The 25,616-nt window shown below is 63.7% G+C and carries 19 protein-coding genes; 15 read left to right on the top strand and 4 right to left on the bottom strand.

Annotated features, from left to right (window positions below; translation table 11 throughout):
* The first annotated feature begins 27 nt into the window (after positions 1-27).
* Positions 28-1,482, top strand: coding sequence for a xylulokinase (gene xylB / locus NKI96_RS28455; protein WP_352807290.1), 1,455 nt, complete (start codon positions 28-30; stop codon positions 1,480-1,482).
* A 191-nt stretch (positions 1,483-1,673) separates the two neighbouring features.
* Here the strand turns inward: xylB and NKI96_RS28450 are convergent, their stop codons facing one another.
* On the bottom strand, positions 1,674-2,036 hold the full coding sequence (locus tag NKI96_RS28450; protein WP_352807288.1) for a nuclear transport factor 2 family protein: 363 nt from the start codon (positions 2,034-2,036) through the stop codon (positions 1,674-1,676).
* Positions 2,037-2,149: 113 nt separating this feature from the next.
* Here NKI96_RS28450 and xylA point away from each other — a divergent pair, with 113 nt between their 5' ends.
* Positions 2,150-3,475, top strand: coding sequence for a xylose isomerase (gene xylA / locus NKI96_RS28445; RefSeq protein ID WP_023816371.1), 1,326 nt, complete (start codon positions 2,150-2,152; stop codon positions 3,473-3,475).
* Between the two features lie 205 nt (positions 3,476-3,680).
* Positions 3,681-3,884: a hypothetical protein gene (locus tag NKI96_RS28440; RefSeq protein ID WP_023668865.1), complete on the top strand. Its 204-nt coding sequence runs from the start codon at positions 3,681-3,683 to the stop codon at positions 3,882-3,884.
* A 61-nt stretch (positions 3,885-3,945) separates the two neighbouring features.
* Here the strand turns inward: NKI96_RS28440 and NKI96_RS28435 are convergent, their stop codons facing one another.
* Positions 3,946-4,926: a GlxA family transcriptional regulator gene (locus tag NKI96_RS28435; protein ID WP_023816370.1), complete on the bottom strand. Its 981-nt coding sequence runs from the start codon at positions 4,924-4,926 to the stop codon at positions 3,946-3,948.
* Between the two features lie 76 nt (positions 4,927-5,002).
* Here NKI96_RS28435 and bcoG point away from each other — a divergent pair, with 76 nt between their 5' ends.
* From bcoG to NKI96_RS28400, 7 genes are all read left to right on the top strand, one after another.
* A complete protein-coding gene (gene bcoG, locus NKI96_RS28430; RefSeq protein ID WP_023736238.1) occupies positions 5,003-5,926 on the top strand; it encodes a 3-dehydrocarnitine:acetyl-CoA trimethylamine transferase BcoG in 924 nt (307 codons plus the stop codon).
* Positions 5,927-5,940: 14 nt separating this feature from the next.
* Complete coding sequence (locus NKI96_RS28425; RefSeq protein ID WP_023694248.1) at positions 5,941-6,564, top strand: HD domain-containing protein; 624 nt, start codon at positions 5,941-5,943, stop codon at positions 6,562-6,564.
* A 2-nt stretch (positions 6,565-6,566) separates the two neighbouring features.
* Positions 6,567-7,661 carry a carnitine 3-dehydrogenase gene (locus NKI96_RS28420; protein WP_352807284.1) on the top strand — a complete coding sequence of 365 codons (1,095 nt, stop codon included), beginning with the start codon at positions 6,567-6,569 and terminating at the stop codon, positions 7,659-7,661.
* A 4-nt stretch (positions 7,662-7,665) separates the two neighbouring features.
* The gene (locus NKI96_RS28415; protein ID WP_023668860.1) at positions 7,666-8,829 is read left to right on the top strand and encodes an acyl-CoA dehydrogenase family protein; all 1,164 of its coding nucleotides are present in this window, start codon (positions 7,666-7,668) and stop codon (positions 8,827-8,829) included.
* An 18-nt stretch (positions 8,830-8,847) separates the two neighbouring features.
* Positions 8,848-10,926 (top strand): acetate--CoA ligase family protein, encoded by a 2,079-nt coding sequence (locus NKI96_RS28410; RefSeq protein WP_023689943.1) that lies wholly within the window; start codon positions 8,848-8,850, stop codon positions 10,924-10,926.
* Positions 10,919-11,701 (top strand): carnitinyl-CoA dehydratase, encoded by a 783-nt coding sequence (locus NKI96_RS28405; protein WP_023668858.1) that lies wholly within the window; start codon positions 10,919-10,921, stop codon positions 11,699-11,701. The genes NKI96_RS28410 and NKI96_RS28405 overlap by 8 nt, the downstream gene beginning before the upstream one ends.
* Before the next feature lie 123 nt (positions 11,702-11,824).
* A complete protein-coding gene (locus NKI96_RS28400; protein WP_023689944.1) occupies positions 11,825-12,766 on the top strand; it encodes an alpha/beta hydrolase in 942 nt (313 codons plus the stop codon).
* A gap of 6 nt (positions 12,767-12,772) precedes the next feature.
* On the opposite strand, the gene NKI96_RS28395 is transcribed toward NKI96_RS28400, so the two are convergent.
* Both NKI96_RS28395 and NKI96_RS28390 read right to left on the bottom strand, forming a co-directional pair.
* Positions 12,773-13,636 carry a hypothetical protein gene (locus NKI96_RS28395; protein WP_352807282.1) on the bottom strand — a complete coding sequence of 288 codons (864 nt, stop codon included), beginning with the start codon at positions 13,634-13,636 and terminating at the stop codon, positions 12,773-12,775.
* Positions 13,637-13,642: 6 nt separating this feature from the next.
* Positions 13,643-15,235 (bottom strand): ABC transporter substrate-binding protein, encoded by a 1,593-nt coding sequence (locus NKI96_RS28390; RefSeq protein ID WP_023834400.1) that lies wholly within the window; start codon positions 15,233-15,235, stop codon positions 13,643-13,645.
* Positions 15,236-15,437: 202 nt separating this feature from the next.
* Here NKI96_RS28390 and NKI96_RS28385 point away from each other — a divergent pair, with 202 nt between their 5' ends.
* From NKI96_RS28385 to NKI96_RS28365, 5 genes are all read left to right on the top strand, one after another.
* Complete coding sequence (locus NKI96_RS28385) at positions 15,438-17,693, top strand: hypothetical protein (RefSeq protein WP_352807280.1); 2,256 nt, start codon at positions 15,438-15,440, stop codon at positions 17,691-17,693.
* A gap of 10 nt (positions 17,694-17,703) precedes the next feature.
* Positions 17,704-21,561: a DUF7929 domain-containing protein gene (locus tag NKI96_RS28380; RefSeq protein ID WP_352807278.1), complete on the top strand. Its 3,858-nt coding sequence runs from the start codon at positions 17,704-17,706 to the stop codon at positions 21,559-21,561.
* A gap of 363 nt (positions 21,562-21,924) precedes the next feature.
* The gene (gene rpe, locus NKI96_RS28375; RefSeq protein WP_023694238.1) at positions 21,925-22,602 is read left to right on the top strand and encodes a ribulose-phosphate 3-epimerase; all 678 of its coding nucleotides are present in this window, start codon (positions 21,925-21,927) and stop codon (positions 22,600-22,602) included.
* Between the two features lie 494 nt (positions 22,603-23,096).
* Positions 23,097-23,834: a GntR family transcriptional regulator gene (locus NKI96_RS28370; RefSeq protein ID WP_023694237.1), complete on the top strand. Its 738-nt coding sequence runs from the start codon at positions 23,097-23,099 to the stop codon at positions 23,832-23,834.
* A gap of 230 nt (positions 23,835-24,064) precedes the next feature.
* Positions 24,065-25,576 (top strand): malonate--CoA ligase, encoded by a 1,512-nt coding sequence (locus tag NKI96_RS28365; RefSeq protein WP_352807276.1) that lies wholly within the window; start codon positions 24,065-24,067, stop codon positions 25,574-25,576.
* Positions 25,577-25,616 lie beyond the last annotated feature (40 nt).

The raw sequence follows: 25,616 nt of genomic DNA, 5'->3' as shown, positions 1-25,616 counted from the left end.
AAAAATTAATGGCGATGGGAGGAATGCATGTATCTCGGCCTCGATCTCGGCACGTCGGGCGTCAAGGCGCTGTTGATCGATGCCGGGCAGAAGATCATCGGCTCCGGCCATGCTTCGCTTGACGTATCGCGGCCGCATCCCGGCTGGTCCGAACAAAACCCCGCCGACTGGATCCGCGCCTGCGAGACGGCCATTGCCGAGCTGAAAGCCTCGCACCCGAAAGAGCTTGCCGCAGTCAAAGGCATCGGCCTTTCCGGCCATATGCATGGCGCCACCTTGCTCCACGCCGGCGACCAGGTGCTGCGCCCCTGCATTCTGTGGAACGATACGCGCAGCCACGCCGAGGCCGCGGCGCTCGATGCCGACCCTCGCTTTCGCCAACTCACCGGCAACATCGTCTTCCCCGGCTTCACGGCGCCGAAACTCGCCTGGGTGAAGAACAATGAGCCCTCCGTCTTCGCCAAAGTGGCGAAGGTGCTTTTGCCGAAGGATTTCCTGCGGCTGTGGCTGACCGGCGAGCATATCTCAGAAATGTCCGACTCGGCCGGCACCTCCTGGCTCGATGTCGGCAAACGGCGCTGGTCCCCCGAATTGCTTGCGGCGACATCGCTCGACGAAAGGCAGATGCCGTCGCTGGTCGAAGGCACGGAGAAGGCCGGCGCCTTGCGCGCCGAACTGGCCGCCAGCTGGGGCATAGCATCGGGCACCCCGGTTGCCGGCGGCGCCGGCGACAATGCGGCTTCGGCCTGCGGCATGGGCACGGTCGGCGCCGGCCATGCCTTCGTGTCGCTTGGCACATCCGGCGTGCTGTTTGCCGCCAACGCGTCCTATTTGCCCAATCCGGCCAGCGCGGTGCACACCTTCTGTCACGCGCTGCCAAACACCTGGCACCAGATGGGCGTCATCCTGTCGGCGACCGATTCGCTGAACTGGCTGTCGGAGATTTCAGGCAAGAAGGCCGGCGAATTGACCGCCGAACTTGGCGATGTGCTGAAAGCGCCGAGCGGGGTGTCGTTCCTGCCCTATCTCTCGGGCGAGCGCACGCCGCACAATGATTCCGCCATTCGTGGGTCCTTCACCGGACTGGCGCATGAATCCGGGCGCGCAGTGCTGACGCAGGCCGTGCTCGAGGGCGTCGCCTTCGCATTCCGCGACAGTCTCGAAGCCTTGAAGACCGCCGGCACGGATTTGACGCGGGTGACGGCAATCGGCGGCGGCTCGCGCTCGCGGTACTGGCTGAAGGCGATCGCTACGGCGCTGCAGGTGCCCGTGGACATTCCGGCCGACGGCGATTTCGGTGCTGCCTTTGGCGCGGCGAGGCTTGGTCTGATCGCGGCGACAGGGGCTGATCCGCGGGCGGTGTGCACGGCGCCGAGGACGGATGCGACGATCGAGCCGGATGCTGCGCTTGGCGGGGCGTATGCCGATGCGTACCAGCGCTACCGGGCGCTATACCCGGCGATCAAAGGCGCCATGGCGTGAGTGAGCGCGAGGCACCCCCCTCTGCCCTGCCGGGCATCTCCCCCGCAAGGGGGGAGATCGGCAGCGTCGGCGGGTATGCCAGTCTTGTAAGGTGGGTGATTAGCGAAGGCGTGGATGCCAGCCAATCTCCCCCCTTGCGGGGGAGATGCCCGGCAGGGCAGAGGGGGGTGTCTCGCGCCACCCTTAATCGATCACTGCGCCGGCACCTTGTCGAGAAACCCGGTGACGCTCTTCAGACGGCCGTTCTCGATAACACCGATATCGGTGCCTTCGATAACCGACGGCACGCCTTCCGGCCCAAGATTCCACGAGAGGCGGATGCGGTCGCCAAACCCGTCCGGCTGGCCCTTCAGCGAGAACCGGAAGCCGGCGAAGCGCTGCTGTACACCGTCGATCAGCTTGGCTACGCCGGCATGGCCGTCGCCTTGCATCAGCGGATCGCGGTAGCTGACGTCTTCCGTGAAGGTGGCCTTGAGCAGTTCGGCGCGGCGATCCGCATCGGCCTCGTTCCAGGCGGTGATGTAGTTCTGGGCGATCGTGTTGAGGTCGGTCATGGTCTGTCTCCTTCGTTGAGTGGCTTTGACACGAGCCTTTTCACCCCGAGCGAGAGCGAAACCAATTACGCCTGAGGTAATCAGGGCGAACTATTCGAGAGAGGACAGAAATCATGAGCAGCGGATTTTTCGGCGACATCAAAGCGATCAAGTATGAGGGGCCGGATTCGACCAATCCGCTGGCCTACCGCTTCTACAATCCCGACGAGGTGGTGGCCGGCAAACGGCTGGAAGACCATCTGCGCTTCGCCGTCGCCTACTGGCATTCTTTCGCCTGGCCGGGCGGCGATCCCTTTGGCGGCCAGACCTTCGACCGGCCCTGGTTTCCCAAGGCTGGCGGCGTCGACACGATGGAAATGGCCAAGCTGAAAGCCGACGTCGCCTTCGAGATGTTCTCGCTGCTCGGCGCGCCCTATTTCTGCTTCCACGACGCCGACGTGCGGCCGGAAGGCAAGGATTTCTCCGAAAGTGCCGCGCGGCTCGACGAGATCGCCGACTATTTTGCCGCCAAGATGAAGAAGACCGGCGTCAAACTGCTCTGGGGCACGGCCAACCTGTTCTCCAACCGCCGCTTCATGTCGGGCGCCGCCACCAATCCCGATCCGGATGTCTTCGCCTATGCGGCGGCGACGGTGAAAAGCTGCATCGACGTCACGAAGCGGCTGAAGGGCGAGAATTATGTACTGTGGGGCGGGCGCGAGGGCTATGAAACGCTGCTCAACACCGATCTTGCCCGCGAGCAGGAGCAGGCTGGGCGCTTCCTCAGTCTCGTCGTCGACTACAAGCACAAGATTGGCTTCAAAGGCACGATCCTGATCGAGCCGAAGCCGCAGGAGCCGACCAAGCATCAGTACGACTACGACGTTGCCACGGTCTACGGCTTCCTCAAGCGCTTCGGGCTGGAGAAGGAAGTGAAGCTGAACATCGAGCAGGGCCACGCGATTCTTGCCGGCCATTCCTTCGAGCACGAGCTGGCGCTGGCCAATGCGCTCGGCGTCTTCGGCTCGATCGACATGAACCGCAACGACTACCAGTCGGGCTGGGACACCGACCAGTTCCCCAACAATGTGCCCGAGATGGCGCTGGCCTATTACCAGGTGTTGCAGGCCGGCGGCTTCAAGACCGGCGGCACCAATTTCGACGCCAAGCTGCGCCGCCAGTCGCTCGACCCGCAGGACCTGCTGATCGGCCATATCGGCGGCATGGATTCCTGCGCACGAGGCCTCAAGGCAGCCGCCAAGATGGTCGAGGACAAGGCGCTGTCGGGTCCGCTGGCCGAGCGCTATGCCGGTTGGAACACGGCCGAGGGCAAGGCGATGCTGTCGGGCAAGCGCTCGCTGGAAGACATCGCCGAGCGCGTGGTGAAGAAGAAGATCGAGCCGCAGCCACGCTCCGGCCGCCAGGAGTTGCTGGAAAACATCGTCAACCGCTACGTCTGAGGGCGGAAAGCCGATTCGTTGTGCTCAAGGGTGGCTGGATAACATTCCGGCCGCCCCGGAATGGGGTTTGCGCAAGACCCTATCCGACGACAAAGGTTTGCCCTTTGGCGCCCCTCAATGACCTCGCTCTTGCCTTCAAACTGCCGTCACGTATCTCGTATAAGGATGCGGTTGTGGCGGGTGAAAAGGAAGGAGGCGAACCGATATGCAGCATGAACGCGAAATCGACGCCCTGCTCTCATCCGGCGAGACCGGATCGATCATCGACCGGCTGATGGCGCTGCCGCGGCCGACCGACAGCGTGAAAAACGAATGGGATCGTGCTGTCAGCAGCCGATTTGAAGTCCGTCTGGCGAGGCAGATGCGCTCGCAGATGGACGCCGGCAGCGATCGACAGAACGCAGCCTGATCTCCCTTTGTCTGTGCATGTCGTAATCCCAAAACCGCGACACACTTTTGGGCGACATGCATCAACCTCGGCGCAGCCTGACCGGGGCTTCGCCGAACGCTCTTGAAAACGCTCTGGAAAATGCCGCGGCGGACGAGAACCCCGTCCGCCCGGCAATATCCGCCATGGCGATCCGCGTGTCGACCACCAGCCGCCGCGCCGCGCCCAGCCGCAGCCTGAGATAATATGCGCCCGGCGTCTCGCCGATCGACTTGCGAAAAATGCTCTCCAATGTCCGCGCCGTCACCCCGGCGCGTTTTGCCACCGCGTCGATGGTCAGCGGCTGGTCGACATGCGATTCCATCAGCCGGATAGCCTGCGCCAGACGCGGGTCGTAGCCGTCGAGCCGGCCGAGCGAGACCAGCGGCTGCGCGTCGGTCGCGGCGCGCGCCTGGTCGTAGATGAAGACGCTGGCGACATCGAGCGCGACGGCCATGCCGAGCCGGGTGCGGATCAGATGCAGCATCAGGTCGAAGGTCGGCGACGCCCCGCCCGAGGTGAACACCGGTCCGTCGATGACGTAGCGGTCCGGACGCACGTCGACGCCGGGAAAGGCGGAGGAAAAATCCTCCATGTCTTCCCAATGGGTGGTGGCGCTGCGGCCTTCGAGGAGGCCGGCGCGCGCCACCAGCCATGTGCCGGCCTCGACGCCGCCGCAGGCGCGAGCCGCGCGGGCCGCTCGCCGCAATCCGGGAAGCAGAGCCGATGTGGCGTAATTCTGGGTGCCGAAGCCGGCGACGACGACAAGCACGTCGGTCGGCTCGGCCGCATCGAAGCGGCCCCTGACCGCCACCGGCAGGCCGCATGTGGTGACCGGCGCCTCGCCGGTGACCGAGACCAGTTTGAAATCGAACAGCGTCTCGCCTGAGATGCGGTTGGCGGCGCGCAGCGGGTCGACGGCCGACGCCACGCACATGATGGACGAGCCTGAAAACACCAGCAGCGTCACCTTGAGCGGCGATCGCTCAGCGCGAAAGATGGTCGGTTTTTCGCTTTTGATCATGAGAGCTTCGTAAATCGCAAAACAGTTTCCGGCAAGTCGGGCATTGTTGGGTCTGTTTCTATGGGAGGAGATGTCCATGCCGCTCGCGATGAACCGTGAGGTTTTCATTACCTGTGCCGTGACCGGGTCCGGCGGCTCGCAGGACCGCTCCCCGCATGTGCCACGCTCGCCCAAGCAGATCGCCGATTCTGCCATCGACGCGGCCAAGGCCGGTGCCGCCATCGTCCACTGCCATGTCCGCGACCCCGAGACCGGCAAGCCGCGCCGCGATGTCCATCTCTACCGCGAAGTGACGGACCGCATCCGCGCGGCAGAAGTCGATGTGATCCTGAACCTGACCGCCGGAATGGGCGGCGACATGGTGTTCGGCTCACCGGAAGCGCCGCTGCCGCTCAATAAAAAAGGCACCGACATGGGCGGCGCCACCAACCGCCTGGAACATGTGCGCCAGTGCCTGCCGGAAATCTGCACGCTGGATTGCGGCACCATGAACTTCGCCGAGGCCGATTATGTCATGACCAACACGCCCGGCATGCTGCGCGCCATGGGCGGCATGATGACGGCGCTCGGCGTCAAGCCGGAGATCGAAGCTTTCGATACCGGTCACCTCTGGTTCGCCAAGCAGCTGGTCGAAGAGAAAGTGCTCAACGCCGACGCGCTGGTGCAGCTCTGCATGGGCGTGCCGTGGGGTGCGCCAGACGACCTCAACACCTTCATGGCCATGGTTAACAACGTGCCGCCGACCTGGAACTGGTCGGCCTTCGCCATCGGCCGCAACCAGATGGCCTATGCAGCCGCTGCAGTGCTCGCCGGCGGCAATGTCCGCGTCGGTCTCGAAGACAATCTCTGGCTCGACAAGGGCGTGCTGGCCACCAATGCGCAGCTCGTCGAGCGCGCGGCCAGCATAGTCATCAATCTCGGCGCCAGGATTTTGGGGCCGGAGGAAGTGCGCAGGAAGCTCAACCTCACCAAGCGGGCGCCGATCGCAGCGGCTGCTTAAGACGGGAGCGGATCATGGCTACCGTCAAATTCACTGCGATGAAGGATGGCGACAGGCAAGACTACGAGTTCCTGACCGCCCATGAGATCGACTATGCCGCCAGGACCGGCGAGCGGCTGCTCGACGCACTGGTGCAACTCGACGAAGGCCTGTCGGGCTACAAGATCACCAGGCTCGGCCATTCGCTGCAGGCGGCGACGCGGGCCTGGCGTGACGGCGCCGACACCGACTGGATCGCCTGCGCGCTGCTGCACGACATCGGCGACATCTACGCTCCCTACAATCACGACGAATACGCCGCCTCGATCCTGAAACCTTTCGTGCGCGAGCAATGCACCTGGGTGGTGGGAAAGCATGGCGACTTCCAGCGGCTCTATTACGCGCATCATCTCGGCGGCAACCGCCATGCTCGCGACCGCTTCGCCGGCCATGCCTATTTCGACGATTGCGACCAGTTTTGCGAACGCTGGGACCAGTCGAGCTTCGACCCGGACTACGACACGCTGCCGATCGCATTCTTCCGCCAGTTCGTGCTCGAAGTCTTCGCCCGCAAGGCCTACGACCCCTCCGTGATCCGCGTCGGCGAGCGCGTGCCTCTCATCGACCCCGAAACCGCCAAGACAAGAACCGGAGCCTGACCATGAGCATCATCAACAAGGCAGCCGCCATTGGCGGCGGTGTCATCGGCGCCGGTTGGGTGGCGCGGTTGCTGCTCAACGGCATCGATGTGTCGATCTTCGATCCGGACCCGGAAGCGTCGCGCAAGGTCTCGGAAGTGATGAAGGGCGCGCGCCGCGCCTACAAGCAGATGGTTCCCGGCGGCCTGCCCAGGGAAGGCAGACTGACCTTTGCCAAGACCATCGCCGAGGCGGTGGCGGACGCCGATTTCATCCAGGAGAGCGTGCCGGAGCGGCTCGACCTGAAACACCGCGTGCTGACCGAGATCGATCTCTACGCGCCGGCCAACGCCATCGTCGGCTCGTCTACCTCCGGCATCAAGCCGACCGACATGCAGGTGGCGATGAAGAAGCATCCGGAGCGGCTGGTTGTCGGACATCCCTTCAACCCGGTCTACCTGCTGCCGCTGGTCGAGATCGTCGGCGGCGAGCAGACGTTCCCCGAAGCGATCGAGGTTGCCAAGGAAATCTATGCCTCGATCGGCATGAAGCCGGTGGTGATCCGCAAGGAGATCGAGGCCTTTGTCGGCGACCGCCTGCTCGAAGCGGCCTGGCGCGAGGCGCTGTGGCTGATCAAGGACGGCATCTGCACGGTCGAGGAACTCGACGACATCATGCGCTATGGCTTCGGCCTGCGCTGGGCGCAGATGGGCATGTTCCAGGTCTACCGCGTCGCCGGCGGCGAGGCCGGCATGCGCCACTTCATGGCGCAGTTCGGGCCGTGCCTGAAATGGCCGTGGACCAAGCTGATGGACGTGCCGGAGTTCAACGACGAGCTGGTCGATCTGATCGCCACCCAGTCGGACGACCAGGCGCACGGCCTGTCGATCCGTGAGCTGGAAAAGATCCGCGACGACAATCTGGTCGCGATCATGGATGCTCTGTCGAAACAGAACAAAGGCAAGGGCTGGGGCGCCGGCACCTTGCACAAGGACTATACCAAGCAGCTGGCCAAGCTGGCGGCGAAGAAGCCGGCCGCTTCCAAGGCCGCAGAGAAGGCCAAGGCATCGAAGCCGGTGAAGAAGGCGGAAAAGCCGAAGAAAAAGAAGAAAGGCTGAGGCCATGGATTTCGGTCTTTCGGAGGAACAGAAGCTCATCGTCGAGACCACGCGCGCTTTCGTCGAGAACGAGCTTTACCCGCATGAACGTGAGGTCGAGCGCACCGGCGTGCTGCGCCGCGAGTTGATCGAAGAGATCAAGGTCAAGGCGATCGAAGCCGGGCTCTATGCCGCCAACATGCCGGCCGATGTCGGTGGCGCCGGCCTCGATACGGTGACCTGGCTGCTCTACGAGAAGGAACTCGGCCGCGCCAACTATGCGCTGCACTGGACCTGCGTCGCGCGCCCCTCCAACATCCTGCTCGCCGGCACGCCGGAGCAGCGCGAAAAATACCTGTTCCCGTGTATTCGTGGCGAGAAGTGGGACTGCCTGGCGATGACCGAGCCTGGCGCCGGCTCCGATTTGCGCGGCATGAAGGCGTCAGCCGTGCAGGACGGCGACGACTGGGTGCTCAACGGCACCAAGCATTTCATCAGCCACGCCGATCTGGCCGATTTCGCAATTAGTTTCATGGCTTCGGGCGAGGAAGAAACGCCGCGCGGCAAGCGCAAGAAGATCACCGCCTTCTTCGTCGACAAGGGCACCAAGGGGTTCACCGTGCGCGACGGCTACCGCAACGTCTCGCATCGCGGCTACACCAACGCCATCCTCGAATTCGACGATTGCCGCCTGCCGGCAAGCCAGGTGCTGGGTGAGGTCCACAAGGGCTTCGACGTCGCCAATTCCTGGCTCGGCGCCACGCGCCTGCAGGTCGGCGCCACCTGTCTCGGCCGCGCCGAGCGGGCACTCGGCCACGCCATCGAATACTCGGCGCAACGCCAGCAGTTCGGCCAGCAGATCGGCAAGTTCCAGGGCGTGTCGTTCAAGCTCGCCGACATGGCGACGGAATTGAAGGCGGCGGACCTGATGGTGTTCGAAGCCGGCTGGAAGTACGATCAGGGCACCGTCACCGATCAGGACATGGCCATGGCGAAGCTGAAGGCTACCGAAATGCTCGCCTTCGTTGCCGACGAAGCAATCCAGATCCATGGCGGCATGGGGCTGATGGACGACCTGCCGCTGGAGCGCATCTGGCGCGACGCCCGTGTCGAGCGCATCTGGGAAGGGACGTCGGAAATCCAGCGCCACATCATTTCGCGGGCGCTGCTGCGCCCGTTCGGGGCTTAAAAAGAAGAGACGGGGAATATGCATAAGCTTGAACGCCTCTTGCGCCCAAAATCCATCGCGGTGTTCGGCGGGGCCCAGGCCGCTGCCGTCGTCGCCCAATCGATCAAGATGGGCTTTGCCGGCGAAATCTGGCCGGTGCATCCGAACAAGGACGAGGTCGCCGGCCGCAAGGCCTATCGCTCGGTCGCCGACCTTCCCGACGCGCCGGACGCTGCCTTTGTCGGCGTCAACCGGCATCTCACCATCGAGGTAATCAAGGCGCTGGCTGAGCGCGGCGCCGGCGGCGCCGTCTGTTTTGCCGCGGGCTTTCTTGAGACCGAGGCCTATGACGATGACGGCGAGCGGCTGCAGGCCGAACTGGTGGCCGCGGCCGGCCAGATGCCGATCATCGGGCCGAACTGCTACGGCCTGATCAACTATGCCGATGGCGCGCTGCTATGGCCCGACCAGCATGGCGGCATCAGGCTGCCCGAAGGCGCCAAGGGCGTCGCCATCATCACCCAGTCCTCCAACATCGCCATCAACATGACGATGCAGAAGCGCGGCCTGCCGATCGCCTTCCTGATGACCGCCGGCAACCAGGCGCAGACCGGCCTCTCCGAAATGGCGCTCGGCCTGATCGAGGATGAGCGCGTCACCTCGCTCGGCCTGCACATCGAAGCCTTCGATTCCGTAGCCGGCTTCGAGAAGCTGGCGGCGCGGGCGCGCGAACTGAAGAAGCCGATCATCGCCATGAAGGTCGGCCGGTCCGAACAGGCCAGGCAGGCGACCGTCTCGCACACAGCTTCGCTCGCCGGTTCGGATGCCGCTTCGGGCGCTTTCCTGCGGCGGCTCGGCATTGCGCGCGTCGATTCCATCCCCGCCTTTATCGAGGCGCTGAAGCTTCTGCACGTCACAGGACCACTGCCCGGCTATAGACTGTCATCGATGAGTTGCTCGGGCGGCGAAGCCTCTGTCATGGCCGACAGCGCCGAAGGCCGCTGGGTCAATTTCCCGGAGCTCACCAGGAAGCACCGCGCCCATGTCAAATCGACGCTCGGGCCGCTGGTCGCGGTCGCCAACCCGTTGGACTATCACACCTTCATCTGGAACAACGAACCGGCGATGACCGCCACCTTCACCGCCATGGTGTCGGGCGGTTTCGACCTCAACATGCTGGTGCTCGACTTTCCACGCCCCGACCGCTGCTCGGTCACCGACTGGTGGGCGACGCTGCGCGCCTTCGAATCGGCGCTGAAGACCAACAAGGCGCATGGCGCGATCGTATCGTCGCTGCCGGAGAACCTGCCGGAGGAATACACCGCCGAGCTGATGGCGCGCGGCATGGTGCCGTTGTTCGGTATTTCCGAGGCCATGGATGCCGCAGGTGCGGCGGCCTTCATCGGCTGGGCCTGGGCCGAGCCGCAGGCGCAGCCGATCGACACGTCGGCTGCAGGTGCTGCCGGCGGTGACCATGTCACCCCTGACGAGGCCGAAGCCAAGGCGCGGCTGATCAAGGCCGGCTTGCCGGTGCCGAAGGCAGAACGTGCCGCTAACGCTGTCGAGGCCGTCATCTCATCCATGGCGCTCGGCTTCCCGGTGGCGCTGAAGGCGCTCGGAGTTACCCACAAATCGGAAGTCGGCGCGGTCAGGCTGAACCTCAAGGACGCCGAATCCGTGAGCACGGCGGCGCATGATCTGCTGCCGCTCGGCACCGGCCTCTATGTCGAGCGCATGGTGCGCGACGGCGTTGCCGAGTTGATCGTCGGCTTCACCCGCGACCCGATGTTCGGCGCCGTCATGACGCTGGGCACCGGAGGCGTGCTGGTCGAGCTGTTGCGCGACAGCGTCACGCTGATGCTGCCGGCGACGCGCGACGACATCGAGGCGGCCCTGCGTGGCCTTAAACTGTTTCCGCTGCTGGACGGCTATCGTGGCCGGCCCAAGGCCGATGTCGGGGCTGCCATCGACGCCATCGCGGGCATTGCCGGCTTCGTGCAGACGAATGCCGGAGAGATCGAGGAACTCGACATCAACCCGCTGATCGTCTGCGCCGAGGGCAAGGGCGCCTGGATCGCCGACGCGCTGCTGGTGCTGGGAGAGAAGAAGAATGTCTGACGTCATTTCCACCCGCCGCGAGGGCACCATCATCGAGGTCACGCTCGACCGGCCCAAGGCCAACGCCATCGACCTCAAGACCTCGCGGCTGATGGGCGAGACCTTCAAGGCGTTCCGCGACGATCCCGGATTGCGCGTCGCCATCGTCAAGACCGCCGGCGACAAGTTCTTCTGCGCCGGCTGGGATTTGAAGGCAGCCGCCGGTGGCGACGCGGTCGACGGCGACTATGGCGTCGGCGGTTTTGCCGGCCTGCAGGAGCTGCGCGACATGAACAAGCCGATCATTGCCTGCGTCAACGGCATGGCGGTGGGCGGCGGCTTCGAGCTAGCGCTGTCCTGCGACCTCATTTTCGCCTCCGACCATTCCTCCTTCGCCCTGCCCGAAATCCGCGCCGGCACGCTGGCTGATGCCGCGACGATCAAGCTGCCCAAGCGCATTCCCTATCATGTCGCCATGGACCTTCTGCTCACCGGCCGCTGGATGGATGTGGCGGAAGCGCATCGCTGGGGGCTGGTCAACGAAGTGCTGCCCAAGGACAAGCTCGAGGAGCGCGTCTGGGAGATCGCAAGGCTGCTCGCCAGCGGCCCGCCGCTGGTGTTCGCCGCGATCAAGGAGACGGCGCGGGTGGCGGAGGCGCTGACCTTCCAGGACGCGATGAACCGCGTGACGCGCCGGCAATTGGCGACGGTCGATGCGCTGTATGGCTCGGAGGACAATATGGAAGGGTTTCGTGCGTTCGCAGAAAAGCGCGACCCGGTGTGGAAGGGGAAGTAGCCTCTTTACCCTCCCCTCGATGGGGAGGGTCGGACCGAAGGTCCGGGGTGGGGTGATGCGCCACCACCCCCACCCGCCGCTTCGCGGCGACCTCCCCCATCAAGGGGGAGGTAAAGGAGCTGCATGACCGACTACAAAACCCTCATCGATGCCGAGACCTGGGCCTTCATCGAGCGGACCAATTCCTATTACCCGCCCGATACGATCGACTACACCATCGCCCAGCAGCGTGCGATTTATGACCGGATGTGCCGCGAGTTCTTTGCCGGCTATCCCAATGGTGTGACGGCGGAAACGACTTTCATTGCCAACCGATCACACGACATCCCGATCCGCATCTATCGCAGCGCTACCCCGAACACGGCGGCGATGGTGCTCTACATCCATGGCGGGGGTTTCATCCTCGGCGGCCTAGACAGCCATGACGATGTCTGCGCCGAGCTCTGCGCCCGCACCGGTTACGAGGTGGGTTCCATCGATTACCGGCTGGCGCCGGAGCATTTGCACCCGGCCGCTTTCGACGATGCTTTACGTGCCTTCGAATGGGCAGCCAAAACCTACGACCGCCCTATTCTGCTGTGCGGCGACAGCGCCGGCGGCAATCTCTGCGCGGCTGTTGCTCACGCAAGGCGTGGCCATGCCAAAAAGCCGATCGGCCAGGTGCTGATCTATCCGGGCCTCGGCGGCGACCGTTCGAAGGGCTCGTATGTCACGCACGCCGAAGCACCGATGTTGACCATGCGCGATCTCGAATTCTACAAGCACATCCGCACCGGCGGCGCTGACGGTACTGGTGACATCACCTTGTCGCCGCTCGCCGACACCGATTTCACCAAACTGCCGCCAACCGTGCTGATCACCGCGCAATGCGACCCGCTGTCGTCCGACGGCGAGGCCTACCGCGACCGCATCCTTACCGCAGGCGGACACGCCAGCTGGTCCGAGGAGCCGGGGCTGGTGCATGGCTATCTCCGGGCCAGGCACACGGTCGGCCGGGCCCGCGCCTCCTTCAGCCGCATTGTCGAGGCGGTTTCCGTGCTGGGCAAGGGCGACTGGATCTGGTGATCCGGCTCAACCGCGGACAAAGGCGATCAGCGCCTCGGCCATGCGATCGTTGAACTCCCGGCGAAAGCGGTTTTTCTTCAGCCATTCCGGATTTGAGCCGACGGTCTTGTTGGCATCGACGACAATACCTTTGCCGTCGACGATGAAATAGTCGATGGCGCCGAAATCCAGATTGAGCCTTTGCCGCACCGCCAGCACCTCCGGCGGGACGGCGCCGCCCACCTCATTGCTCAGGATTTTTGAGCCGGCGCACAACACATCGTCGTAGACCTGCCGCATGTTGACCTCGGCACCGAGCAGGAACATGTAGCGGTGCTTGACGATGGGCAGGTCGAGCGTATCGAAAGCGAACTTTTCCACCATCAGGCGATTGTTGCGCCATACATCCCGCGGAACCTCGCCGATCGTCTGGTAGACCTTATAGGGCGGGCACAGGCGGTCCTTGTAGCCGGGTTCGAAGAGCTTGCGGATGGCATGCGCGCTCCTGGTCAGGCCGTTGCGATGCTGCCACCAGCGCTGCTCTGGTCGGCCCCTGGAGTTGAGGACCGTCTTGACGACAACCGGCCCCTCGTGGCTGTCGCCTGCCTCCAGCTTCAGTGTCGAATAAAGGTGCCGGTGGATGGACAGCGCGCGGCCATTGATGGTGCGGTCGTAGAGGTGGCCGAGATCGCGGTACGTTGGCGGCACGACTGTCAGGTCGACATGCAGAAAGGCCACCGGCGCCCGATCTCGGCCGGCCGGCCGGTCGAGCAGGCGCACTTTCAATCCAGCCTGTTCCAGGTAAGGCAGTAACTGCGCGATGCAATAGCTCCGCACCAGTCGGAAATTGCGCAGGCTCTCTACATAGACATCGAGATCGGCGGCAGACACCGAACGCTATTCCTTGATATCGACGCCCGAGAAATCGTGGTGATCAAAGGGGTCCATGACATAGCCCGTCACCTGTTCGCGCATCGGGATCGAGACCACGGAGTGGGCGATAGCGACCCACGGCATCTGCTCCCTGAAGATCGTTTGCGCCTGCGAATAGAGTTTTGCGCGGGCAGCGGGATCGACGATCCCGGCTGCCTGCTTGAGCAGATCGTCGAAGGCCGGAAAACACCAGTTGGCACGATTGGTGGTGCCGACGCCGGCACAGCCAAGCGGCACCGACAGGAAGTTATCGGGGTCGCCATTGTCGCCGGTGAAGCCGAACAGCATGGCGCCGTCGCGGTCGCGTGACTTCGAGCGGGCAAGGTATTCAGTCCACTCATACGTCACGACTTCCACGGTGACACCGATCTTTGCCAGGTCGGACTGGATCATTTCGGCCATACGCTGCGCATTCGGGTTATACGGACGCTGCACCGGCATCGCCCAGATCTTCATGTGCAGGTCTTTTACGCCGGCATCGGCGAGCCCCTGCCTGGCGGCAGCGGGGTCGAAGACATGATCGGGGCTCGTCTTGTCATAGGCCCAGGAGGTTGGCGGCAGCGGATTGCGTGCGACTTCGCCGGTGCCGCGGAACACGACGTCGACCAGCGCCTGCGTGTCGATGGCAATGGCGATCGCCTTCCTCACCCTTGGATCGTCGAAGGGCTTCTGCAAGGTGTTGAAGGCGAGGTATCCTGTGTTGAGGCCCTCCTGCCGCATGACCTTGATACCGGGTGTCGCCTTGATCGCGTCCAGGTCGGCCGGATTTGGATAGGGCATGAGATCGCATTCGCCGGCGCGCAGCTTTTCCATGCGAATGCTGGCATCGGTGGCAATGGCGAAGACGAGATCGTCGATCTTCGGCTTGCCGCGCCAGTAGTCCGGATTGGCCTTGTAGCGGATGACTGCATCCTGCTGGTAGTCGACAAGCTGGAACGGACCCGTCCCGACCGGCTTCAGCGCCAGGTCGAGAAGCCGCTTCTCTGCGACGAGCTTGTCGGCATATTCCTTGGAAACGACCGAAGCGAAATCCATCGCCAGGTCGGCAAGCATCGGCGAATGCGGCGCCTTCAGCGTCATCACCACAGTATGGTCGTCAAGCTTGCGCCAACCGGCGACAAGATCCGGCATGCCGATGCCGTCGAAGTAAATGTACTGGCGTTTGGCGTAATTGTTGAACGGGTTCTGCGCGTTGGCCTGCCGGTCGAAGGTGAACAGCACGTCATCGGCATTGAAGTCGCGACTAGGCGTAAAGCCCTCGACGCTGTGGAATTTCACGCCCTGCCGCAGGTGGAATGTGTAGGTGAGGCCATCGTCGGAAATCTCCCAGCTTTCGGCAAGGCCGGGGCGCACCTTGGTGGTGCCGGGCTCGAACTCGACCATGCGGTTGTAGAGAGCGGTGGCCGAGGCGTCGCGGGATCCGGAGGCGAGTGCGGGATCGAACGTATCGGGGCTAACCTCGGTGCAGTAGACCAAGGTCTTGGCTACGGATTGATGGACCTGCAACGCACATGGAAAAAGCGCCGCCAGCAAGAGAACGAAGTGCCTGCGTGTCATGATCCCCCCAGGGTTGGGAAGATGCTAGCAGAAGCCGGCACTGACGGTAAGTAAGCCGGCCGGTCTTTCGCGCGCCAAGACTGTTTTCCACCTTGAGTTGACACAAGGAATTAGCCGCGCCTCTGTGAAATGGCGGACAGACCCGGCCGCCGTTTTGCATGAACCTTTCCGCTTCAGCCTGCGACTGACGACCAGGCGCCGCATGGTGCGGGCCGGAAAGGATGCCCCCATGACCAGGACCCCAGAGGCTCCACGGTCTCCGGGACCAACGCAAGCTCAGCGCGACCACCGCCTTCGGGATGGAGTCGATGCGCTGGGCTTTCGGCTGATTCCGTTGACCCTGCGCAGGAGCAGGCGTATCGTGAAGATGAGGAAAGCAGACAATTCGATCAGGGACGAACGTGCCGGAACGCCGCGCCTTGCCCTGTTTCGCGCGGCCGGACCGGATGTTCCTCCCGAAAACTTCGGGGGGAGTTTTATGTCCTGCGATCGCGGCGCGTCCATGTCGTCTCCAAGCGGCGGTTTGCGCCGTTCGCTCCATCTGGCCGGCGGTTTGCTTGCCCTGGCGCTGAGCGCCACGCTCTGGTTGGACACAGCCGCCCAAGCGCAGGAAACCCAGATCATCTATCCGGGCTCGATGGCGGTCACCGGATTTTCCGGCACCGTCATTCCCAATTTCGACTCTGCCGATTCCGAAAGGGGGGGGCTGCCGCCCGGCGTCGACCCGGTCGACGAAACCTTCATCGACACGACGCGCGCCACCTTGCGCGTCTTCGACGTTTCGGCGCTCGGCGGACCGGCTTCCGGCCAGCTCGTCTACACACCGCCGCCTTTCGAGGTGACGGCCGAACAGATCGGCCAGGTGTTCGCCATCACCTATGATGACGGTGTGCGCGACGGCGTTCCCTCGGGCGTCCCCAACCTCTATGCCGGCGCTACCTCCCTGCACGGCATCCGTATCGTCACCCCGGACGAAGATGCCGACGGTCGGCCCGAGCGACAGCGCCGCGGAACCGCAGGCGCCGTCTTCATGGACGGCCAGTTCGGCACCGAAAGCGGTGGCGGTCCGGGCACGATCTGGAAGATCGACGGCATCACCGGCGCGGTCTCCAAATTCGCCGACATTGACACCAACAGCGGTTCCGGCATGGGCGACATCAGCTTCGACAGCAATCACCGCGAGTTCTTCGCCAGCGATCTCGACACCGGCCTCATCCACCGCCTCGATGCCAACGGCACGCTGATCGACACATTCGATCACGGCGTTGCCGGGCGGCCGGCGCATGGGCTGGCTCCCGTCGCTGATGACGGTGCGGTGATGGACATACAGGGTGCTGCCTTCGACTCGGAAGACCCCGACACATGGGGCTACACGCAGGACGAACGCCGCGTCTGGTCCGTCGCCTATCATGGCGGCCGGCTCTATTATTCGGTTGGCGAAAAGGCCGAGATCTGGTCGGTTGGCATTGCCCGCGATGGCAGCTTTGCCGGTGATCCGCGCTGGGAGCTGACGGTCAAGGCCGACAAGGGCTACGCCGTCACCGACATCGCCTTCGACAACCAGGGCTTCATGTATCTGGCGCAGCGCGGCCCGGTCGAGAATCGCTACGATTACAGCCAGTTCGCCGATTCCGGCAAGGGCGAGGTCATCCGCTACTGGCGCGAAAACCCGGACGATCCGGCGACGGAATCGGTCTGGGTGGAAGAGCCGCAGGAATATGCAGTCGGCTTCCCGCAAGGCAACCGGCAGTCGGCCGGTGGGCTCGACCTGCAATATGGCTATGACGCCGACGGCAATCTCGACACCGGCGTGTGCACCGACACGCTGGTCAACACCGGCGACAAGCTGCGCGACAACCCGACACTTGCCGACCAGCTCGCCGCCGGCGGGCCGCTTGCCGTGCACGGCGTGCAGATCACGCCGACGCCGTTGGTCAAGCCGGCCAACGTGCCGCCTTTCGGCTCGTGGTTCGTCGACTTCGACGGCTATTTCGAAGACCCAGAAGTGGAAGGCCATGTCGGCGACGTCGAGGTCTGGCACCCCTGCGACGGCCGTGCCGGCTATTATGAAGAGATCCCAGGCGGTTATCTGCCGCCGTTCTATCCGCCGGGCTTCCCACCGCCCGGCGATCTGCCTCCGTGCATCGATGTCGAGGATGTTCAGTTCTACTGCACGCCTCGCGGCCTCCAGGCCGACCTCTATCTCCATGACCATGCCGGCTTTGGCGGCGATTCGATCAAGGTCCAGTCCATGACACCAGGCGTCGGGGTGACATCACCCCAGTCGCATGCTCCCGGTAAGCCTTACACGGTCGACATCACCGGCCATTCTCCGGGCGACAGAGTCGATGTTGGACTTTGCTTCTACAGGCAGTCCGACAAGGACAAGGGTGGCTACTACCCTTGCTGCAAGATGACTTTGCCGCTCAGAACCCCAGCCGTCAGCTGCGAACGTTGAGGAGGGGAAGATGAAAAATCTCGCACTTTCCCCGACCGCGAACAGCAGTCAATCCAACGTCATGGAGACCATCATGAAACCCCTGTCATATGCCAGGCGCGGCGCGCGCTGGCTGATGGCGGCCGGTATCGCGGTCGCCATGTTCACCCCTGTGGCAAGCCACGCCGAAGATGCAGTCCCGATCACTCCGGAACTGCGGCTCGACCTGGACAATTCAAAAATCGTCAATCCGAGGCCGGAACGGATCGTGCCGTTCTTCACCAAAACAGGCACACAGAGGAGCTGCGACTACGTCGTCTACTCTCTGAGCTTTGGCCTGCGCGGCGACCCGCAAGGCTTTGCCGACCCAAGCTTTTCGGCCAGGCTGAAGAAACTCCAACTCGACTTCAAGGATCAGCTTCCGCACGGTCTTGCGATCGTCAACGTCAACGTGTCCGGCGACGGCACGGATGCGTCCGGCGGACCGCTGCCGGGTGCGACAATCAGCACCTCGGCTAATCCGAACGATACGGCAACGGTTTCCGATTTCCGGATTTCCGCCACCGATCTCGACGGCGCTGGGGCTGGCAATGAACGCGTCATCAATTTCAAGATCACCGCCAAGATCGACCATGCGGCGTTTCCGTCGCCGACCATCGTCGACAACCAGGGCATGATCAAGGTGACGCCGGGCGTCGGCACGGGGGCCATCATCCCGTCGCAGGATCCGGGCAAGCCCGACGACGGCGACTACAAGACCGGGGCCAAGACCTCGATCAAGATCGACCTCACCAACTGTGACAAGCGGCCTCCGCCTCCCGACCGGGAATGTTTCAAGGTGGAGCGCGGCACGGTCGATTGCGTGCAAGGCGGCGGCGCGTTCATCTACCACATGCCTGTCGGCCCGGAGATGGGCGGCAAATGGGTGCAGGTATCGACGACGACCCCAGGCATCACCATCATCCCCGACACGCAATTGGTGCCGGCGGGCGGCGGTGTGCTGAACTGGAAGATCGTCGGTGCGTCGCCCGGCGACGTCATCCACCTCATCGTCACCGGCATCGAGACCTATGCCGGCCCGAAGGAGGGCTGGGGACTATGCTGCACGCAGACCATCGACATCGTCATCCCGCGTGACTTGAGATGTCCGCCCAAGGACAAGGAACCGGACCTCAAGGTCGCGAAACGCGCCGACGTGACGCGTTGCACGATGGGCGGCGGCTGCGACTTCACCATCAAGGTCACCAATGTCGGCGACGGGCCGTATCACGGCAAGATCGTGCTCGACGAGGTGACGCTGCCGGCCGGCTCGACTCTGGATTCAGGGCCCAATCCGCCCTGGGTATGCATGCCCGGCGTGACCCCGATGACGTGCACCTATCCGGTGACCACGCTCAATCCGGGGGCCTCCATCAACCTCAAGCTCGGCTTCAAGCCGGCGGGTGGTTGGCAAGGCAGCGCGTTGCGCAACTGCGCCACCTATAATTACGGCGCCAGCGGCAAGCCGCTGTTCGGCAGCCAGCAGAACGATCGCGGCTGTGCCTCGATCCCGATCTGCCGGCGTGGCGACCGCGACCGCGATTGCCGGCCCCCGGTCGACAAGAAGGTCGACTTGATCCTGAAGAAGCGTGCCCGCATCCCGGTCTGCACGCCCGACGGCATCTGCTACTTCGTGATCGACATCATCAACAATGGCAGCGTCCCCTATAATGGGCCGTTGACGGTAGTCGACAATTACCCGGGCGGCGCGCCGGCCTCTTCGACCTTCGGCCCGTCTCCGCCCTGGACATGCGGACCGAACGGTCCCGGCCAGTTCCGCTGCGACAATGCCGGCATCGTGCTGATGCCGGGCGCATCGACGCCGATCGTCGTCAGGGCGGTCATGCCGGCCGGCTACCAGTCGGATTCGGTCGAGAACTGCGCGGCGCTGAAGCCCGTCCCCGGTGAGGTCGACCTCACCAACAACAAGACCTGCGCCAAGGAACGCTTCCGTCATCCCAATGGCGGCAAGCCGACCCTACGCATCACCAAGGTCTGCAATGGCTCGCTCGCCGGTGCGGCGGTGGTTTCCTGCCGCATCACCGTCATCAGCCTTGGCACCTCTGCCCCCACCGGTCCGGTGCGGGTCAACGATGCTGCCACGCTGATATCGGGTGGCGCGCCGGTCCAGATCCAGACCGTCACACCCGACGGTGCGGAATGGGCCTGCGGAGCGGTTCCGGCCAATGCGCTGTCATGCCAGATACCCGGCGCCGCGATGACGCCCGGAACCTCCAGGCACTTCGACGTGACGGTCTTGGCCAATGGCGCGTTCGAGAACTGCGCACGCGGCTCATACGGCCCGGCCCCTGGAGACGACGTCGTCTACCCGATCGGCCAGGCCTGCGCCAAGGGCGGCGGCACGTCCACCATTAGCGTCAAGAAGACCGGCGATGCCGAATGCCAGCCCGGACAACCCTGCTCGTTCGAGATCACCATCACCAATGATGGCCAGACCGCCTTCTCCGGTCCGGTCCGCATCGGCGATGCGATCGGGGTGGACGGGTTGGGGCGGCTGCAAGGCGTCGCGATCACCGCGATCGAGCCGCCCTTCGGCTGCTCGCCCGAACCGACGACCTTGCCGTTGACCTGCATTGCCAATCTGACGCTCGGCGCCGGGGAAAGCCATGTGCACAAGGTCACCGTGGTCCTCCCGGACGCTCCCCTGGCCAATCTGCAGGGCAACGTCAGCGGCCGGAACTGCGTCGGCGTCTTGTCTCCCGACACCAGGGTGCAAGGAGGCGGCGACGTACTGCCCGGCGACCTGACCAACATCCAGGGCGATCGCGGCAAGGCCTATGCCTGCCATCCCTTCACGATCAAGCGCGAGGTGAAGAAGGAATGCTCGCCAGGCTTCGTCATGAACGATGCTGGTCGGTGCGTGTGTCCGGAAGGCACGACGTTCCGCAACGGCCAGTGCTCGCCCGACGGCGGCGTCATCATCCAGCCGAAGGATCCGAGGCCCTGCGTGCTGCTCAAGGGCCAGATCCGCACCGAGGATGGACGCTGTGTCTGCCCGCGCGGAACCGAGCTTGAGAACGGCGCCTGCGTCAAGACCGACAAGCCTGGCTGCACCATCCCCGGTTCGGTCCCGACGTCGGACGGCAATGGCTGCTACTGCCCGGAAGGCACGCATCTCGACCGACAGGCAAATGCCTGCGTGCGCGACAAGCAGAAGCCCGAGCAGTGCAACATACGCGGCCAGGTTCATGACCCCGATGGCGATTGTGTCTGCCCGCGTGGGACAGAGGTGCGCGATAGAGCCTGCCGGCCGATCCGGCCGAAGCCTGAACAGTGCTCGATCCGTGGTCAGATCCACAACGCCAATGGCGACTGCGTCTGCCCGGACGGCACAGAGGTCAGGGGCAAGGTCTGCCGGCCGATCCGGCCGAAGCCCGAGCAGTGCTCGATCCGCGGCCAGGTCCACGACGCCAATGGCAATTGTGTCTGCCCGCGGGGTACCGAGGTGCAAGGCAATGCCTGCCGGCAGAAGAAGCCTGTGCTGGAACAATGCGACATACGCGGCCAGGTGCACAACAAGCGCGGCGAGTGTGTTTGCCCGCGCGGCACCCAGGTGATCGACGGCGCATGCCGCAAGCCGAGGCCGCAGGTGGGAGACTGCGCCCCGGGCTCGCAGATGGTCGGCGGCCAGTGCGTGCCGATCATCAAGCGGCGCTGCCCCGAAGGCACCGTTGGTCGGTTCCCGAACTGCAGAGCCATCCGGCAGCAGCCGTCGCTCGACCCGACCCTGTTGCTCAATCCAGGTGTCCTTCAGCAGTTCATACCGAAGCGCACGCCGCAGACGCAGGTACAGCCGCAAAGGGATCCGGCGGCCAACTTCAAGCCATAGGATCTGACACGAGTCAAAATTCAGAACCCCGCCGGAGCGATTCGGCGGGTTTTTTCGTCAGCGCGATCGGGGTCCGCCGCATCTCGTCGTTGAAATGCCGGTGCAATCTTCCTCGGACGCCAGCAAGCCGCTGTCGCCCGACGGTCCCTCGATAAAGCCGTCCAGCGACGTCAGCATGGAAGAGACGGTCTTTCCCGTCTGAGCTCTCCTTTCTGTTTTCGCCAACCGGAAGCGAGGCCGAGCAGGTAAGGCATCAGCCGGTCCGCTCCTAGCCAGCAAATACCGACTTTCCCTTTTCGGGATCATGGTCTAGGCAGACGTTTGGATCGCGCCCGCAAACAGGGCGCCCAAAGGGGCCGCATCATGAGCAGGAAGACCCTGATCGCGCCATCGGTGCTGGCGTCGGATTTCTCGAAGCTCGGCGACGAGGTCGAGGCGGTGGCGGCGGCCGGCGCCGACTGGATCCATCTCGACGTGATGGACGGGCATTTCGTGCCCAACATCACCTTCGGCCCGCCGGTGATCAAGGCCATCCGCAACCGCACCAAGGCCTTCTTCGACTGCCATCTGATGATTGCGCCGGCCGATCCTTATCTGGCCGCCTTTGCCGATGCCGGCTGCGACGGCATGACCGTGCATGCCGAGGCCGGACCGCATCTCGACCGCTCGCTTCAGACCATCAAGGGTCTCGGCAAGAAGGCCGGCGTATCGCTTAATCCGGCGACGCCGGAAAGTGCGATCGAATATGTGCTCGAGCGGCTCGACCTGATCCTGATCATGACCGTCAATCCGGGCTTTGGCGGCCAGGCCTTCATCCCGGCCATGGTCGACAAGGTCAAGCGGGTGAAAGCGCTGATCGGCAACCGGCCGATTCGCATCGAGATCGACGGCGGCGTGTCGCCGGAAACCGCCCCCCTGGTCACATCAGCCGGCGCCGATGTGCTGGTGGCGGGCGCCGCCATCTTCAAGGGCGGCAGCGTCGAAGCCTACCGGGCCAATATAGAAGCCATCCGAACCGCGGCCGACCGGGCTGCCGGCTGACATCAGTTCCAGGGCAAGTTCCCGGCTGGTCGATTCTCCTCGGCCTGATCTCCCTGCCTGATCCTTCGATCTCCCAAAAGGCCGTCAACGGGTGGCAGCCGCAAGGGCATCGCGGCAAGCGACAGGATCGCGGCATCCGGCACTAGTTTTGGCCCATAAATCTAGTGGATAACTGCCGAAGGGATCTGCATGCGGGGAGAGGTCAATCCGGCGGCATGACGCGCGTTAAGAAAAAATTATCCGTATTCGGGATCTCGAAGCTGTTTCTCGAGGGCGCCTGCCATGCAGGGAGACAAACTTTCTTCAGAAGAACAAGTTTTCCACGATTTTAGTTACTTCCGGCGGATAAGATGCGGTCAACCTTCCTCTTTAAGTCGAATATCGTGATCTTTCGCTTGAGGGGCGGATGCCTTAGGAGTTACAGTAACTTTCCAGGGGAAATCGTTTGCTTCGCGAACGGGCTAGCGGAGCATGGGAGAGCTACAGGAGTCATATTGACCTACGGATCTGCCGATGTGAGCGAAGGCGCGGGACCCAAGAGCACACTCGCTAGTACGGTCTATCAACAGCTTCGCGACGATCTCCTGCGCGGCGTGTTTGAAAGTGAAAGCAAGCTTCGTGTCGAATGGGTGGTTTCCCGTTACGGCGCCGGCGCCTCACCGGTTCGCGAGGCCCTCAACCGACTTGCTTCGGAAGGCCTGCTCGGCCGCCACGACCAGCGCGGTTTCTTCATCATGCCGGTCAGTGCCCCGGAACTCGAGGAATTGACGCGCACCCGCTGCTGGCTGGAAGAGCGGGCGCTGCGTGAATCCATTGCCAACCGCACCGGCGAATGGGAAGAGCAGCTCGTGCTGGCCTTGCATCGCCTGGCGCGTGCCCCGCGCCGCTTGCCGGAGGATCCGTCCTCGAACAATCCGGAATGGGAAAAGCTGCACCGCGCCTTCCATCGGGCACTGATCGCAGGCTGCCGCTCGCATTGGCTGACCGGCTTTTGCGACCAGCTTTCGGATCAGGCCTCCCGTTACCGGCTGATCTCCCAGGACGGCAGCGAGCGCGACGAAATCAGTGAACATCGGCTGATTGCGGAGCGCACGGTGGATGGCGATGCCGACGGCGCCGTTGAAGCCCTCCTCAACCACTACCGTCTGACGGCAGCCATGTGCATGGAGCGCTTCAACGACAGCGGCGATCCACGCGTGAGCGCCACCAAGGCGCTGCGCAGCCGCAGATAGAAGCGCTTCCGGTCCGCTATCCAAAATCCGCCCGCTATCCAAAATCGCCCGCTATCCAAGTCCGCTTGCCTTCATCTGATCGGCGGCAAACCCGATTTCACGTTTTTGCCGGACGGAGGCGAAATCGTTTCCTTTGTTCCAAGGCCATCCGGCTCTAAATCAAAGGGATAGAGCATGATGTCCTCCGAAAACCGCTTCACACTTTTCGGCATCATCTCTAGGGAATGCGCATGACCAATCACCTGTTCGACGCGTTCCGCAGCCGGATTTCAGCCGCCGAGCGCATCCTGATGGCGACCGATGACGGACGCGCGATCGCCTTTGGCGATATGTTGGCGCAATCGGCACAGCTGGCACATGCGCTGAGGCATTTCGGCGTCGAGCCGGGCGACCGCGTTGCCGTGCAGGTCGAAAAAAGCCCCGAATGCATTTCCCTTTACCTCGCCTGCCTGCGCGCCGGCGCAGTCTTCCTGCCGCTCAACACCGCCTACACGCTGGCCGAACTCGGCTATTTCTTCGGTGATGCCGAGCCGCGGCTGGTCGTCTGCGACCCGGCCCGCGCCGGCGCTATCGCGCCGTTGGCGCAGGCGTCGGGTGCTGCCACCTTCACGCTTGGCAGCAATGGTGAGGGCTCGCTGACCGCACTGGCGGCACAACAGCCCACGGATTTCGACGCCGTGGCGCGCGGGCCGGACGATCTGGCCGCAATCCTTTACACATCCGGCACCACCGGACGCTCCAAGGGCGCCATGCTCAGCCATGAAAACCTGGCCTCCAATGCGCGCGTGCTGGTCGAGCAATGGCGTTTCACCGGGGATGACGTGCTGATCCACGCGTTGCCGATCTTCCATACGCATGGCCTGTTCGTCGCCACCAACGTCACCCTGATGGCCGGCGCCTCGATGCTGTTCGAGCGGAAATTCGACGCCGGCCGCATCGTCTCGCTCTTGCCCCGCGCGACAGTGCTGATGGGGGTGCCGACCTTCTATACCAGGCTCCTGCAGCAGGACGGGCTGGATGCCCAGGCGGCGAAGAACATCCGCCTGTTCGTTTCCGGCTCGGCGCCGCTGCTCGCCGAAACGCACAAGGCCTGGCGCGAGCGCACCGGCCACGCCATTCTCGAGCGCTACGGCATGACCGAGACCAACATGAACACGTCGAACCCCTATGAGGGCGAGCGTCGGGCCGGCACGGTCGGCTTCCCGCTGCCCGGCGTTTCGCTGCGCATCGCCGACCCTGACAGCGGCGATGCGCTTGGCCAGGGTGAAGTCGGCATGATCGAGGTCAAAGGTCCGAATGTCTTTTCCGGCTATTGGCGCATGCCGGAAAAAACCAAGGCGGAGTTTCGCAAGGACGGCTTCTTCATCACCGGCGACCTCGGCATCATCGACGCGGACGGCTACGTCCACATCGTCGGCCGCGGCAAGGATCTCATTATCTCCGGCGGCTACAACATCTATCCCAAGGAGATCGAGAGCGAGATCGACGCCGTTGCCGGCGTCTTGGAAAGTGCCGTCATCGGAATTGCCCATCCCGATTTCGGCGAAGGCGTCACCGCTGTCGTGGTGCGGGCGCCGGCATCGCAGATCACCGGGGCCGAGATCGTTGGCGCCATTGCCGGCCAGCTGGCCAAATACAAGCACCCGAAGCAGGTGATCTTCGTCGATGAGCTGCCGCGCAACACGATGGGCAAGGTGCAGAAGAACCTGCTGCGCGAGACCTACAAGGGTCTCTACGGCTAATCCATAGCCGGCTAATGTCTCTGCCCAAGCGCTTCGCCTG

The organism is Mesorhizobium sp. M0292 (genome assembly GCF_040321695.1).
In the GTDB taxonomy this organism is placed as follows: domain Bacteria; phylum Pseudomonadota; class Alphaproteobacteria; order Rhizobiales; family Rhizobiaceae; genus Mesorhizobium.
Note: the sequence above shows the minus strand (reverse complement) of the source record. Positions and strands in the feature narration are given on the sequence as shown.

What these genes read in the sequence shown, in the direction of transcription:
- NKI96_RS28435 (WP_023816370.1), bottom strand. Translation starts at nt 4,926, where the DNA reads ATGATCAAAAGCGAAAAACCGACCATCTTTCGCGCTGAGCGATCGCCG.
- NKI96_RS28440 (WP_023668865.1), top strand. Translation starts at nt 3,681, where the DNA reads ATGCAGCATGAACGCGAAATCGACGCCCTGCTCTCATCCGGCGAGACC.
- NKI96_RS28405 (WP_023668858.1), top strand. Translation starts at nt 10,919, where the DNA reads ATGTCTGACGTCATTTCCACCCGCCGCGAGGGCACCATCATCGAGGTC.
- NKI96_RS28410 (WP_023689943.1), top strand. Translation starts at nt 8,848, where the DNA reads ATGCATAAGCTTGAACGCCTCTTGCGCCCAAAATCCATCGCGGTGTTC.
- bcoG (WP_023736238.1), top strand. Translation starts at nt 5,003, where the DNA reads ATGCCGCTCGCGATGAACCGTGAGGTTTTCATTACCTGTGCCGTGACC.
- rpe (WP_023694238.1), top strand. Translation starts at nt 21,925, where the DNA reads ATGAGCAGGAAGACCCTGATCGCGCCATCGGTGCTGGCGTCGGATTTC.
- NKI96_RS28400 (WP_023689944.1), top strand. Translation starts at nt 11,825, where the DNA reads ATGACCGACTACAAAACCCTCATCGATGCCGAGACCTGGGCCTTCATC.
- NKI96_RS28420 (WP_352807284.1), top strand. Translation starts at nt 6,567, where the DNA reads ATGAGCATCATCAACAAGGCAGCCGCCATTGGCGGCGGTGTCATCGGC.
- NKI96_RS28425 (WP_023694248.1), top strand. Translation starts at nt 5,941, where the DNA reads ATGGCTACCGTCAAATTCACTGCGATGAAGGATGGCGACAGGCAAGAC.
- NKI96_RS28380 (WP_352807278.1), top strand. Translation starts at nt 17,704, where the DNA reads ATGAAAAATCTCGCACTTTCCCCGACCGCGAACAGCAGTCAATCCAAC.
- NKI96_RS28390 (WP_023834400.1), bottom strand. Translation starts at nt 15,235, where the DNA reads ATGACACGCAGGCACTTCGTTCTCTTGCTGGCGGCGCTTTTTCCATGT.
- NKI96_RS28385 (WP_352807280.1), top strand. Translation starts at nt 15,438, where the DNA reads ATGGTGCGGGCCGGAAAGGATGCCCCCATGACCAGGACCCCAGAGGCT.
- NKI96_RS28450 (WP_352807288.1), bottom strand. Translation starts at nt 2,036, where the DNA reads ATGACCGACCTCAACACGATCGCCCAGAACTACATCACCGCCTGGAAC.
- NKI96_RS28365 (WP_352807276.1), top strand. Translation starts at nt 24,065, where the DNA reads ATGACCAATCACCTGTTCGACGCGTTCCGCAGCCGGATTTCAGCCGCC.
- NKI96_RS28415 (WP_023668860.1), top strand. Translation starts at nt 7,666, where the DNA reads ATGGATTTCGGTCTTTCGGAGGAACAGAAGCTCATCGTCGAGACCACG.
- xylA (WP_023816371.1), top strand. Translation starts at nt 2,150, where the DNA reads ATGAGCAGCGGATTTTTCGGCGACATCAAAGCGATCAAGTATGAGGGG.
- xylB (WP_352807290.1), top strand. Translation starts at nt 28, where the DNA reads ATGTATCTCGGCCTCGATCTCGGCACGTCGGGCGTCAAGGCGCTGTTG.